Below are 14,287 nucleotides of genomic sequence, written 5' to 3' on the forward strand. Positions count from 1 at the left end.
GCCTCTCGCCACACCTCGGTGTAAATTTTTTGCGGAGCTTTTGCGGTGGTTTCGTAGCAGGCACTTCATGCACGAACGATCGATCACTTCTGCACGCGATTGTCATTTTTACTCGCGGGCGAGAGGGCTTGTTGCTTCGTGCGCATGAATGACACCCGGTCATGCCGGAGAAATGACGCAGTGCGGCGGGTGGAAATACAACAGCAGGACAACAGCAAGACCAACAATGCGCCCGTTTGCGGTGGGTGTCGCAACGCACGTTTGAACGGCTTTCGCCGGTAATGTTCCCTGCCGCGTGATGTGTCTGCGGACGCGTTCGGCCCGAGGCCGTCCGACCGCGCAGGTAGAATGCTGCGCTCAATGCCCCGCGCGTCCCTGCCCCCACGCTCCGTACCCGTGTCCGCCCTTCGCCAGGCCCGTGCCATCCCGCTGGCGGCCTTCTCCCCGCTTCTTGCTCTGGTACTGTGTCTGCTGCTCGTGGTGACGAACACGTCGTTCGCCGCGCCTGTGCGCATTCTGGTCATCACGCCCAACACGCATCTGCTGCCTGCCGCGGAAGCGGCCTTCCGGGCGAAGTACGCACATGCCGAGGCGATCGCGGAAATCGAGTTCTCCGCCACGGCACCGGACCCTGCCCAAATCGCCCGCGCGGACGTGATTCAGACGTGGTACGTCCCGTCCGCCACGCAGCGCGCCATCGGGCTCGCGATGCGCGCGGCCCACGCCCGTGGCGCACTGCTGCTCGCCACGCCGACGCCGGACGCCGAGGCCGCGTGGGGCGTCAGGGTGGATGCCGCGCGTAACGATGCGGCGCGGCAGTATTGGGAAGCCGGGGGCGCGGACAACGTCGCCGGATTCTTTGCCTACGCATCGGCGCAGCGCGGCGCGGCCATCGACGTCCCTGCCGTACGGCCTGCGCCGGCCGCGGGCATTTACCACCCGCGCGCCACGCGGCCCTTCGAGAGCCTCGATGCGTATCTTGCGTGGTATAGAGACCAGGGCGGACCCGAAGGCGGCATGCCGGCGGACGCACCGCTGGTGGCGCTGGCGTTCTATGCGACGAACTATCGCCAGCGCGATCTGGCGCACATCGACACCCTGATCGCCGCGCTCGAGCGGCAGGGCGTCTGGGTCGTCCCCGTGTTCGGCTGGCCATTGTCGAGCCTCGACGCGTACCTGACGACGAACGGCGCGGCGAAGGGCGGGACGAACGGCGCGGCGAAGGGCGGGGCGAAGGCTTCCCCGATCTCGCTGCTGCTGGCGCTGAACCTGACGATCCCGCGCGCGCAGGACAAGGACTGGCTCGCCGCGCACCGGATCCGCGTGATGAACCTCATCGCCACGCGCGACAGTCGCGCCGCGTGGGCGGGCGACGTCCGCGGCATCCCCGGCGACCGCGTGCCGCTGCTCGTCACCGCGCCCGAGCGCGCGGGCGCCACGGAGCCGATACTGTTCGCCACCCAGGAGGACGTCGATGGCGCAAGGGCAAGTGTCGCGGTGCCCGAGCGTGTGGACGCCATCGTCGGCCGCGTGCAGCGATGGCTGGCGTTGCGCGCCAAGCCCGCGGCCGACCGCCGCGTTGCGATCCTGTACTACAACAATCCCCCGGGGCGCGGAAACATCGGCGCGAGTTACCTGGCGACGCTGCCATCGCTCACCGCCATACTCGAACGCCTGCGCACCGCGGGTTACCGCACCGGCACGCATCTGCCGGACACCGCCACGCTGACGCGCCTGCTCGAGGCCAACGGCCGCAACGTCGAAACCTGGTCGCCCGGCGAACTCGACGCCATGGCGCGCGCGGGGCACGTGACGCTGCTGCCCGTGTCGCAATACCGCAAGTGGTTCGACGAGCTCCCTCCCGCGTTCCGCGACGCGGTCACGCGTGCGTGGGGTCCGCCCGAACGCAACCCGTTGATGCTCACGCGCGCGGGCTCGTCCGACCCGGAACCCGCCTTCGTCATCCCCGGCCTCCGCTTCGGCAACCTGTTCGTCGGCCCGCAGCCGTTGCGGTCAACGTTCGCGCGCGCGCAGGACACGTCGCACGATCTGCTCACGCCGCCGCCGCATTCCTACATCGCCGCATACCTCTGGTACCGCCACGCCTTCGGCGCCGACGCGGTCGTGCACGTCGGCCGTCATGGCACGCTGGAATGGCTCCCGGGCAAGCAGGTCGGCCTCTCCGGCGACGACAGCGCGGAGGTGTTGCTCGGCGGACTGCCCAACCCCTACGTCTACATCCAGGACGGCGGCGGAGAAGCGATCCAGGCCAAGCGACGCAGCGCCGCCGTGCTCGTCAGCCATCTGTCGCCGCTGCTCGCCAACGCGGGCCAGCCGCCGGCGCTGGCGCAACTCGACACGGCCATCGAGCAGGAGGCCGCCACGCGCGACGCGTCGCCGGAACTGGCTCGCGAGTACCGCGCACAGGCCATCGCCCAGGTGCGTGAGCTCGGCCTCGACAAGCAACTCGGGCTCGATCCCAATGCGCCATGGGACACCATTGAGCCCACGATCCACACCTTCCTGCACCGCGTGGAGGCGGAGCCCGTGCCGCTGGGCATCCACGCGCTCGGCGAGATGCCGCCGCTCCGCGAGCAGGAGGACGCGCTCGCCACGATGCTCGCCGCGCGATTCAGCCCCGCTCAGGCCCGCGCCATCGGCGCCCCTCGCCTCCGCGAGTGGGCCGCCGCGCTCGTCGCCGGACGCGAGCCCTCGCTGGACGGCCTGCCGGCGTCGAACAACGACACCGAGGCTGCCGGTGCAGCCATCGCCACGGCGCGGACATGGCTGGCCGACCTGCGCATTTCGCCGTCACGCGAGCTCGACGGTCTGCTCACCGTGCTGAACGGCGACTACCTTCCAAGCGGTCCGCTGGGCGACCCTGTCCGCACGCCGGACTCGCTCCCTACGGGCCGCAACCTCCACGCTTTCGATGGCGCCCAAATCCCCACCCGTGCCGCATGGGCGCTCGGCAAGACCATGGCCGAGCAGACGCTCGCGCGCTATCGCAAGGAGAACGGCACGCTCCCCGAGTCCGTCTCGATGGTCCTGTGGTACGGCGAGACCGAGCGGCACCAGGGCGCGATGGAAGCCGAAGCGATGTACCTGATGGGCGTCACCCCGGTCTGGAACGCCCGCGGCATCGTCGAAGACGTCAAGCTGATACCCGACAGCGAACTCGGCCGCCCCCGGGTGAACGTGGTGCTGACCATCTCCGGCATCTACCGCGACGGTTTCGGCGACAAGGTGGCGCTGCTCGACAAGGCCGCGCGACTGGCCGCCGCCGCCGGCGACAACGCCATCAGCCGCCACGACCGCGCGGTCAAAGACGCCCTCATCGCACAGGGCGCCGACGCGGACAAGGCGAGCCGCCTCGCCCGCGCGCGCGTCTTCGCCGCCGCCCCCGGCAGCTACGCCATCGGCGTCCAGCAAATGGTCGAGCAAAGCCGGGATGTCCAGCCACCGGCCGGGGACGCGCAACCCGGCACGCACGGCAACCGCAACGCGCTGGCGGAGCTGTACCTGCACGCGATGAACCACGCGTACTCCGCCGAAGGATGGGGCGACACGGGTCCGGCGGCATTGGCCAGCCACCTGCGCGGCAATCAAGCCGTACTGTTCTCGCGCACCAGCACGCTATACGGCGCGCTCGACAACGACGACACGTACCAATATGCGGGCGGTCTCGTCGCCGCCACGCGCGCGGTAACGGGGCAGGCGCCGCCGTTGTGGCTCCACAACCTCCGCACCGCCGGCGATGCGCGCACCGTCGATGCCCGCACGTGGCTCGCTACCGAACTCAACGCCCGCCAGTGGAATCCCAAATGGATCGTCGCGATGCAACGCTCGGGCTATGCGGGCGCGCGCGAGATCCAGCGCGAGGTCGAACACCTCTATGGGTTTCAGGCCACCGTGCCCGAACAGATGTCGGGCACGTTCTGGCAGCGCACCTACGACGTGTACGTGGCCGACAGCCTGCGCCTCGGCATGGACCGCTTCTTCCGCGCGTCCAATCCGCACGCGATGCAGGCCATGCTCGCCCGGCTCATCGAAGTGGACCGGCAGGGCAGCTACCGCTTCAGCGAGCGCGAGCGCGCCGAGCTGCTGCGCCGCTATGCGGCATCGGTCCGGCACGATGGGCTGTCGTGTACCGCGAATACGTGCGGCAACCCCGTGCTGATGGCGCATATCGGGCGCACGTTGCGGCAGGCGCGTGTCGACCCCGCCACGATGCACGATGTGGGTCGGCAGTTTGCGGCGGCGATGGTGGCGGGTCCACGGCCGGATGCCACTACGCAGACCGCTACGCAGACCGCTACGCAGACCGCGCCGATGCATGTGGTCCGTGCGCCTGCCACGCCGCATGCCAGCCCTGCCCTCCGTCCCACACCAAGCCTGCCCCGCGACGCGTCTTCAACGCCCACCCCCGCCGTGTCCACCCCAGCCGCGCCCATTCAAGGCATCCGACTGGAACCGGTCACCCCGGCCGCCGCATCGCCATCGCCCGTCGCTGCCCCATGGCGCCTCGGCGCTCTCGCATTCACGCTGCTCGCATTCCTCATGGGTGCGGCGGCCGCATGGCGCCGCACCGTCCGCTAGGTACCTGAAAGGTTACCCCCCCCCCGGGGCGTCTACAGACGGGTCTACAGACGGCGCCCGCCCTGCCGATATTGCCCGAGGGACCGGCCTTCAGAGCCCGGTGCCCGATAAAACCAAAACGGCAGAACGGGGAAAGAAACATGCGTGCGCGCAATGACATCAATTGGGGCGCGATGGCCGCCTTGACACTAAGCGCGGCGCTGGCTGCATGCGGCGGCGGCGGTGGCGACAGCGGTCCGGCACCGACCGGCACGCCCGCCACGACGGTCACGCCGCCGCCACCGGCGGTGACGATCGCATCCGCCTGCGGCGGCTGTGCCGCGGTGGACGCCAACACGTATGCCGGCAGCGGCACCGGCGTGTGGGAAGCCAGCAACGATTCGCAGTCGGCCATCGATGTGCCGGTCAGCATCGCGGGCCTCAATGGCCAGGATGTGTCGCTCGTCTTCACGAACGACAGCGCCGTCGCGCAGGCCATGCCCGCGATCTCGCTGACGGCATCGCGCTTCCCGGCGGCGTTGCAAAGCCTGCAACTCGACGGCGGCACGCAGGAGGCGGACGCCACGAAGCGAATGATCTCGGATTTCAACCGCAGCGGCTGGGCGAACCTTGTCGGCGACAAGCGTCCGCAATCGTCGTCCATCGCGCCGCAAGCGCCGAGCTTCAGCACGCTGACCAGCGCGCGCACGTGGTATCACGCGGACAACAGTGCGCGCACGGCGACGCTGCGCAAGCAGGTGTCGACGTCCGACGGCATCACGGTCAACTTCTGGGTGGAGAACGGCGAGGAAGGCAGCGGCAGAATCGACGCGACGATCCTCGACAGCCTGGCGGCCGCGTATGCCGGCTCCGGCGGCATCTACGACATGCTCAAGTCCGTCGGCGGCGCGATGTGGGGCACGCAGCCGTTTTCGACGCTGATCGATGGCAGCGGCCAGCCGATCGACATCGTGATCCTGAACTTCGATCGCAACAACCAGCCATACGAACTCGTAGGCTACTTCTATGCGCGCAACAACTTCAAGCGCGCGAGCCAGCCGTACAGCAACGAGTCCATCTCGCTCTACCTAGATTCGGAGACGCTCTACCTCGCGGGCGCGGCCGGCATGCAGCAGATGCGCATGACCATGGCCCACGAAGGCATGCACATGCAGAACTTTTACCGCCGCGGCGTGCAGCAATCGAGCGTCTACATGTACGACACGTGGCTCGAGGAGGCGACGGCGATGATGATGGAAGACTTCGCCAGCTTCACCATCGATCCGACGTACAACGCCATTCGCGATGTGCGCTTCCGCGACTATGTGGCCTATGGCGCGGGCTCGTACAACTGCAACCTCACGGTCTGGCGGCCGTTCGACGCCAACGTCTGCGACAGCTATTCGGTGTCCGGCGCGTTCGGCAGCTTCCTGAACCGCCAGCTCGGCCTCGCGTTCTACCGCAACCTGCTGAGCAACTTCAGCACGACGAACTCGGTGGGCGTGCTCGATGCGGCCATCCGCTCGGTGCAGCCGGGGTCCGGCTTCCTGCAGCAGTTCGCCGCATGGAGCGCGACGGCCGGCTCGCTGATGCCCGCCAGCGCGAGCCCGGCGGGGTACGGCTATCCCGTGCGTGCGGAGGGCGGCTTCGTGCTGCCGCAGATCGATCCGGCGTCTTACGCCGCCAGGCGCACGTTGACCGCAGCGGTGCCGCAGATGCTGCAGGCCTATGCAAGCCTGCCGATCGTGCGGCAGGCCGTGCGCGGCACGTACCGCGAGACCGTGCGCGTGCCGGCCGGGACGCAACTGTCCATCGTCGTGCATGACTGAGTTGGGCTCTGCTATGCTGGTCGCCTTTGCGAAATCCTTCGCGGCACTACCCTCCGACCGGCATGCAAACCAACAAAAACACCGCCAAGATTCCGGCAACGATCGTCACCGGTTTCCTTGGCAGCGGCAAGACGACGCTCCTGCGCCATCTCCTCGATAACGCCAACGGGCGCCGCATCGCGGTGATCGTCAACGAGTTCGGCGAACTCGGCATCGACGGCGAAATCCTGAAGGGCTGCGGCATCGGCTGCGACGACGCGGGCGAACCGACTGGCCAGCTCTATGAGCTGGCCAACGGCTGCCTTTGCTGCACGGTGCAGGAAGAGTTCTACCCGGTGATGGAGCAACTGCTCGAACGCCGCGATCAGATCGATCACGTGCTGATCGAGACGTCGGGCCTGGCGCTGCCGAAACCTCTCGTGCAGGCCTTCCATTGGCCGAGCATCCGCAATGCGTTCACGGTGGACGCCGTGGTGACCGTGGTCGATGGCCCGGCCGCCGCGGCGGGCCAGTTCGCGGCCAACCCCGTCGCCGTCGATGCGCAGCGCCGCGCCGATCCCAACCTCGACCATGAGTCGCCGCTGCATGAACTGTTCGAGGACCAGCTCGGCAGCGCGGACCTCGTCATCCTGAACAAGATCGATCTGATGGACGACGCGCAGCGCGCGCAGGTGGAAGCGCTCGTGCGACCCGAGATCCCGGCCGAGGTCAAGATCGTGCCGGCGCAGGGTGGCCGCATCGACGTGAACCTGCTGCTGGGCCTGAACCGCGCGTCGGAGGACACGATTCACCTGCGCGTCGATCATCATGGCGATGGCGACGACCCCGACCATCATCACGACGAGTTCGACTCGGTGGTGGTGGAAGCCGGCGACGTCGATCGCGATCTGCTGGTGGCGGCGCTGGGGCAGCTCGTGCAGTCGCATACCATCTACCGCATCAAGGGGTTCGTCGCGCTGCCGGGCAAGCCCATGCGGCTCGTCGTGCATGGCGTGGGCCAGCGCTTCGACAGCTACTTCGACCGCGCGTGGCGGGCCGAGGAAAGCCGCCGGACGCGCGTGGTGCTGATTGGGCAGGACCTCGACCACGGCACGCTGCAAGCTGAACTCGACAAAGCGTTGGCCAACCCCGCGCACGCCTGATCCATGCACCTGCTGTCCACCCGGCCAGGCGGGTTTGTCGAGGACAACGCGATCGTCCTCCGGATCGAGCAGACACCCGGGGACATCGTCGTACTCAGCGCGGCCGACACTACGCTCTCGCTGCTGGCGAGCGTGGTGCCGCGCCTTGGCGAAGGATTTCCTTCCGTGCGCCTGGCTAACCAGATGTATCTGCGCCAGCCCGCGTCCCTCGATCTCTATGTGGACGAAGTCCTTCAGCATGCGCGCGTGGTGGTCGTCGATCATCTGGGCGGTGCGAGCGACTGGGCTTATGGCCTGGAGCGTTTGCCGGAACTGGCGCGCGCACGCCGCCAGTTGCTCGTCATGGCGTCAGGCGATCTCGCCGAGGACGAGAACCTTGCCCGTCACGGCAATGCGCCCGCCGCGTTGACGCATCGGCTCTGGCAGTACCTGCGGGAGGGCGGGGCGGGGAATGCGGAGCAGTTCTTCCGCTGCCTTGGCCATCACGCGTTCGGCTTTGGCGAGCCTGCGTTGCCACCTCGGGTCTTGCCGCAGGCGGCGCTCTATCACCGCGATCACGGCGTGGCCACGCTCGATGACTGGGCGCGGGAATGGCGGGCGCGCGGACTCGCTGACGCGCCTGTCGTAGCGGTGCTGTTCTATCGCTCGCATCTGCAGGCCGGCAATACCGAGGTATTCGATGCCTTGTGCGCGGCGTTGATGGATGCGGGGCTACGGCCCTTGCCCGTTGCGCTGACCTCGCTCAAGGAACCGATCTGCCGGGACGTGCTGCAGCAGCTGTGCGATACGCATGCGGTGTCGCTCGTGCTCAATACCACCGCGTTCTCCGCGGGCTCGCCCGATGCGGGCGAGGGCGATGGCGTGGTGATCGCGAACGATGCGCCAGTGTTGCAGGTGATCCTGTCCGGCGGCAATCGCGAGGACTGGCTTGCCGATAGCCAGGGGCTCGGCACGCGCGATATCGCCATGCACGTGGCATTGCCCGAGGTCGATGGCCGCATCATCACGCGGGCGATCAGCTTCAAGGGGCTCGCCTATCGCTGCCCGCATACCGAAGCCGATATCGTGCGTTATCAGCCCGATGTGGAACGCGTGGCATTTGTCGCCGAGCTCGCGCGCCGGTGGTGCCGGTTGCGGGCGCTGCCCAATGCCGAAAAGCGCGTGGCGCTGATCATGGCGAACTATCCCGCCAGCGAGGGGCGCATCGGCAATGGCGTGGGGCTCGATACGCCGGCGTCCGTCGTGCGCATCCTGTCGCTGCTCGCGTCCGAGGGATACACCGTAGAGGCGTTGCCTGCCGATGGCGAGGCGCTGATGCAGGCGCTGACACGCGGCGTCACCAACGACCTCGACCAGCATGCGGTGCGGCCGGCTTTCCAGAGTCTGGCGATGTCGCGCTACCGGGCGTGGTTTGCATCGTTGCCGCGGGAGAACCGCGATGCGGTGATCGCGCGATGGGGCGAGCCCGAGCAGGATCCGATGGTGCGCGCGGGCCGCTTCATGATTGCCGGCGTGCGGAGCGGGCATCTGTTCATCGGCATTCAGCCCGCGCGCGCGTACGAGGTGGACGACTACGCCAGCTATCACGACGCGGAGCTCGTGCCGCCGCATGGCTATCTCGCGTTCTATCTCTGGTTGCGCGACGTGTTCGCGATCGATGCGGTGGTGCATGTGGGCAAGCATGGCAACCTCGAGTGGCTGCCGGGCAAGAGCGTGGCATTGTCGGCGTCCTGCTGGCCCGACGCGATTCTCGGGCCGTTGCCGCATTTGTATCCCTTCATCGTCAACGACCCGGGCGAGGGCGCGCAGGCCAAACGCCGCGCGCAGGCGGTGATCATCGACCATCTGATGCCGCCGCTGACGCGGGCGGAGAACTACGGCCCGCTACAAGACCTCGAGCGGCAGGTGGACGAATACTACGAAGCCCTGACGGTCGATCCGCGACGCGCGAAGCTGTTGCGGCGCTTGATCCTCGATACCATCATGCGGCAGCAGTTGCATCGGGAACTGGGATTCGATGCGCCGGCGGGCGGCGACGACGAGGATGCGCTGCTGAATCGTACCGACGCGTGGCTGTGCGAGCTCAAGGAATCCCAAATCCGCGATGGGCTGCACACCTTCGGCACGTCCCCCAGCGGTATCCAACGCCGTGACACACTGGCCGCGCTGGCTCGCTTCCCGGCGGCCGGCGGCGTGGGGCTGCTCCATGCATTGGCGGATGACCTCGGGCTCGGCTTCGACCCGCTCGGCGCCGACTGGTCCGAACCATGGCAAGGGCCACGGCCCGCGCTGTTGAGTTGCCTGGACGCCGGTCCATGGCGCCACCACGGCGACACGCGCGAGCGGCTGGAGTTGCTCGCGCTGAAGTTGCTGGACGACATGTTGCTGGAGGAGATGCTGGGCGAAGACGCCGAAAGGGAGGAGCGCCCGGACCTGCCGCGCACGCGTCTCGCCCTCGACCACATCCACACGGTCCTTCTCCCCAGGCTCGACGCCTGCGGAGAACAGGAGCTCCGCCAACTTGCCCGTGGCCTGAGCGGGCGGTTCGTGCCCCCGGGCCCCAGCGGCGCCCCCTCGCGTGGCCGGCCCGACGTCCTCCCCACGGGCCGCAATTTTTACTCGGTGGATACCCGCGCCGTTCCCACGCAAACCGCATGGACGCTAGGCGTCCGCGCCGCCGATCAACTCGTCGAGCGGCACCTGCAGGAGCATGGGGAGTATCCGAACGCCGTCGGCCTCTCCGTCTGGGGTACCGCCACCATGCGCACCGGTGGCGACGATATCGCGCAAGCCATGGCGCTGCTGGGCGTGCGCCCCAAATGGGCGCCCGGCAGCCACCGCGTCGTCGACTTCGAGATCCTGCCGGTCTCGACGTTCAACCGCCCCCGCATCGACGTGACACTGCGTGTATCCGGCTTCTTTCGCGATGCCTTCCCGGGCCTCGTCCAGCTGTTCGACGCCGCCGTCCGCGCCGTGTCTCAGATTGACGAGCGCGATGAAACCGACGAAGAGAACCCCATCCGCGCGCGCGTCAAAGCCGAGCGCGCGAGATGGCAGGCAGCAGGCATGGACGAAGCGATCGCAAACGAACAGGCCACATGGCGCGTCTTCGGCGCCCGCCCCGGCGACTACGGCACCGGGCTGCAAACGCTGATCGACAGCCGCCGCTGGCAAGACGATGCCGACCTCTCGCACGCCTATCTGCACGCGGGGGGCTACGCCTATGGTCGGCGCGCGGACGGCATCGAGGCCCGCGACGCCTTTGCCGCGCGTCTCGCGGAGATCGACACGGTGATCCAGAATCAGGACAACCGCGAGCACGACATCCTCGACGCGAACGACTATTACCAGTTCCAGGGCGGCATGGTCGCCGCCGTGCGGCACCTCGGCGGTGCGCAGCCCGCGATCTATCATGGCGATCACGCGAATCCGTCCGCGCCGCGCGTGCGCACGCTTGGCGAGGAAATCGCACGCGTCATCCGCACGCGCGTGGTCAATCCGAAGTGGATCGATGGCGTCAAGCGCCACGGCTACAAAGGCGCGTTCGAAATGGCGGCCACGGTGGATTACCTCTTTGGCTATGACGCCACTGCCCGCGTGGTCGCCGATCACCAGTACGCGCTGGTGGCCGACGCCTACGTGAACGACGACGCCACGAGGGACTGGATCGCCATGCATAATCCGCGCGCATTGCAGGGTATCTGCGAGCGCCTGCTCGAGGCGATGGAACGGGGCCTGTGGCAGGAACCCGGCGACCAGCGCGCCCGCATCGAAGCGCATCTGCTCGACAACGAGCAACGGCTCGAAGGACAGACATGACAGCCTCGGGAAGACCGATTTTTCCATTCTCCGCGCTGGTGGGGCAGGAGCGTCTGCAACTCGCGCTGCTGCTCGCGGCCGTGGACCCCGGCATTGGCGGGGTGCTCGTGACGGGCCCGCGCGGCACCGCCAAATCCACCGCTGCGCGCGCGCTGGCCGAGCTTCTGCCGCATGGGCACTTCGTGACGCTGCCTTTGGGGGCGAGCGAGGAGCAACTGACCGGCACGCTCGATCTCGGGCATGCGTTGCAGGAGGGGCAGGTGCGTTTTGCGCCGGGCTTGCTCGCACGCGCGCATGAAGGCGTGTTGTACGTCGATGAGGTGAACCTCCTGCCCGACCCGCTGGTCGACCAACTGCTCGATGTCGCGGCCAGCGGCGTGAATGTGGTCGAGCGCGATGGCGTATCGCATCAGCACGAGGCGCGATTCGTGCTTGTGGGCACGATGAATCCGGAGGAGGGCGACCTGCGTCCGCAGCTGCTCGATCGTTTCGGGCTGGCACTGGCGCTTGGCAACTACGACGATCCCGTCGCGCGTCAGGCCATCGTGCGCGCGCGGCTCGCGTTCGATGCGGACCCGCGGGCGTTCCGCGCGAGTGTGGAGGCTGGGCAGCGGGCGCTTGCCGAGCGTGTCGTACAGGCACGCCACCGGCTGGGGCTGGCATCGCTGTCGTTCGACGACGCCGTGCACGCGCGCGTCAGCACGCTGTGCATCGACGCCGCGGTAGACGGCGTCCGCGCCGACCTCGTCATGCTTCGCACCGCCCGCGCGCTCGCCGCGTGGGACATGGCACCGGCGCTGACCACCGCCCACGTGGACGCGGTCGCCGAACTCGTGCTGTACCACCGGCGGCAGGCGCCCCCGGCTGACGCGTCTCCCGGTACGACGCCCGACGCGAGGACGGGGACCTCGCCGAGCACGCCACCGGGCACCCCACCGGCAATCCCACCGGGCTCGCACGCGGCGCCCGGTAGCCGGCCGGCCGGCCCGGCGCGCATGCCGGGCGCGGCATCGGCTGGCGCCAAGAACCCCACCGCAGAGGGGAGCGAGGGCGGGGAGGAAGATGACTGGGGCGCGTTGTCAGCGCCGGCCCCGGCCGCCGATGCCATCCCCGTCGCACAAGTCAAACCGCTGCGCCCATTCGGGAAGCTACCGCCAAAAAAAGCCTAGGCCACCGGCGCGAAGGGCCCGTGAGGCGGGGCGGCGCACGGTGGCATGGCGCAAGAGGCGGCACGGCACGCGGCGTGCAACCGGGTCCTCGTATTCACTGGCCCCGCACGCTGGCCCGCAAAGGTCGGGAGGCGCTGGAACCGGCTCACCTCCGCTACCGCGATACGGCCGCCCGTGGCGGCGTGCTGCACTGCTTCGCGCTGGATTGCTCGGGCTCGATGCTGCAGGCGAGGCAACTCGCATTGGCCAAAGGCGTGCTGCTGCGGCTGCTGGAACGCGCCTACCAATCGCGCAGCGATGTGTCGTTGCTCTGCTTCAGCGGCAACCGTGCCGAAACCCGCCTCCAACCGTCGCGCGCAAGGCCATGGAACGAAGCCTGGCTGCGCCCGATCCGCGGCGGAGGCGGAACGCCCTTGACGCTCGGCATGGCGCGCGCGGACCAGCTGTTCGAGCGCCATGCCCAGCGCCATCCGGCGCAACAACGGGTGCTATGGGTGTTGACGGATGGCCGCACGAACGACGCCCCGCCACGGCCGGCGTGGGCCGATCACGTCGTGATCGTGGACATGGAGCGCCACGCTGTGCCGCTCGGGCGCTGCCGGAAGCTGGCGGCCGACTGGAGCGCGGAGTACATGCCCGCGCCGTAGGGGAGCTCCGACGGTTGCCCCCTCTCCCCTCGGGGGAGAGGGCCTTCCATCCCGCTCAACGCGAAGCGAAAAACCCCGTCACGACTTCAATCGCCGACTCCACCGCGCCCCTCCCCACATCCAGATGCGTCACCCACCGTTGCTGCGTCGCGCCATACGCTGAAGTCACCCCCAGCCCAGCCTCCGCAACATGCGCCGCCAACGCAGCCGCATGCTCCGCGGGCACGGTCACGAACACGATGTTCGTGTCGGGCATCACTACCTTCAACGCCGGCACCCTGGCAAATCCCTCCGCCAGCAACCGCGCGTTCTCATGATCGTCCGCCAGGCGGTCCACATGGTGTTCGAGCGCATGCAATCCCGCCGCGGCCAGAATCCCCGCCTGCCGCATCCCGCCGCCAAGCATCTTCCGCAGCCGCCGTCCCTTGCGAATCAGCGCGGCGGGTCCCACCAATACCGATCCGACCGGCGCCCCAAGTCCCTTCGACAGACAAACCGACACCGTATCGAACGGCCGCGCCAGTACCTCGGCGGGGACGCCGGAGGCAACGGCGGCATTGAACAGTCGCGCCCCGTCCAGATGACAAGCCAGCCCGCGCTCGCGTGCGAGCCCAGTGGCCTCGATCACGTAAGCCTGCGGCAGGATCCGCCCGCCGATGGTGTTCTCCAGCGCCAGCAACCGCGACCGCGCGAAGTGCGGATCGTCAGGCTTGATCGCAGCCTCAATGTCGGCCAGTGCCAGCGTGCCATCCGGCTGGTTGGCAATCGGCTGCGGCTGGATGCTGCCAAGCACCGCCGCGCCGCCCGCTTCCCACCGATAGCAATGGGCCATCTGCCCGACGATGTACTCGTCGCCACGCTCGCAATGCGCCATGAGCGCGATCAGGTTGGACTGCGTGCCGGTCGGCACGAACAGGCCCGCTTCCTTGCCCAGCATCCCGGCCGCGCGCGCTTCAAGCTGCGTCACGGTCGGATCGTCCCCAAAAACGTCGTCCCCGACCACCGCCTCGGCAATGGCCGCGCGCATCGTCGGCGTGGGGCGGGTCACGGTGTCGCTGCGGAAATCGTATCGAATCGGGGTGCTCATGGCGGGGGAATCCTCG

7 protein-coding genes are annotated in these 14,287 nt (G+C 68.4%); 6 read left to right on the forward strand and 1 reads right to left on the reverse strand.

Annotated elements, in window-relative coordinates:
* Positions 1–708 precede the first annotated feature (708 nt).
* The 6 genes from KHP16_RS10280 (at position 709) to KHP16_RS10305 (ending at position 13,184) form a co-directional block, all read left to right on the forward strand.
* Positions 709–4,599: a cobaltochelatase subunit CobN gene (locus KHP16_RS10280; protein WP_415831105.1), complete on the forward strand. Its 3,891-nt coding sequence runs from the start codon at positions 709–711 to the stop codon at positions 4,597–4,599.
* Between the two features lie 140 nt (positions 4,600–4,739).
* The gene (locus tag KHP16_RS10285) at positions 4,740–6,407 is read left to right on the forward strand and encodes a M30 family zinc metallopeptidase (protein WP_211960116.1); all 1,668 of its coding nucleotides are present in this window, start codon (positions 4,740–4,742) and stop codon (positions 6,405–6,407) included.
* Positions 6,408–6,469: 62 nt separating this feature from the next.
* Complete coding sequence (cobW, locus tag KHP16_RS10290; protein ID WP_211960117.1) at positions 6,470–7,549, forward strand: cobalamin biosynthesis protein CobW; 1,080 nt, start codon at positions 6,470–6,472, stop codon at positions 7,547–7,549.
* 3 nt (positions 7,550–7,552) lie between these two features.
* Positions 7,553–11,368 carry a cobaltochelatase subunit CobN gene (gene cobN / locus KHP16_RS10295; RefSeq protein WP_211960118.1) on the forward strand — a complete coding sequence of 1,272 codons (3,816 nt, stop codon included), beginning with the start codon at positions 7,553–7,555 and terminating at the stop codon, positions 11,366–11,368.
* Complete coding sequence (locus KHP16_RS10300) at positions 11,365–12,537, forward strand: ATP-binding protein (protein WP_211960119.1); 1,173 nt, start codon at positions 11,365–11,367, stop codon at positions 12,535–12,537. The genes cobN and KHP16_RS10300 overlap by 4 nt, the downstream gene beginning before the upstream one ends.
* A gap of 74 nt (positions 12,538–12,611) precedes the next feature.
* Complete coding sequence (locus KHP16_RS10305; protein WP_115953283.1) at positions 12,612–13,184, forward strand: vWA domain-containing protein; 573 nt, start codon at positions 12,612–12,614, stop codon at positions 13,182–13,184.
* 55 nt (positions 13,185–13,239) lie between these two features.
* On the opposite strand, the gene ltaE is transcribed toward KHP16_RS10305, so the two are convergent.
* Entirely contained in the window at positions 13,240–14,271 is a 1,032-nt protein-coding gene (gene ltaE, locus KHP16_RS10310; protein WP_109583434.1) for a low-specificity L-threonine aldolase, read from the reverse strand.
* Positions 14,272–14,287: the final 16 nt, after the last annotated feature.

This window comes from Cupriavidus plantarum (genome assembly GCF_905397285.1).
In the GTDB taxonomy this organism is placed as follows: Bacteria; Pseudomonadota; Gammaproteobacteria; order Burkholderiales; family Burkholderiaceae; genus Cupriavidus; species Cupriavidus plantarum.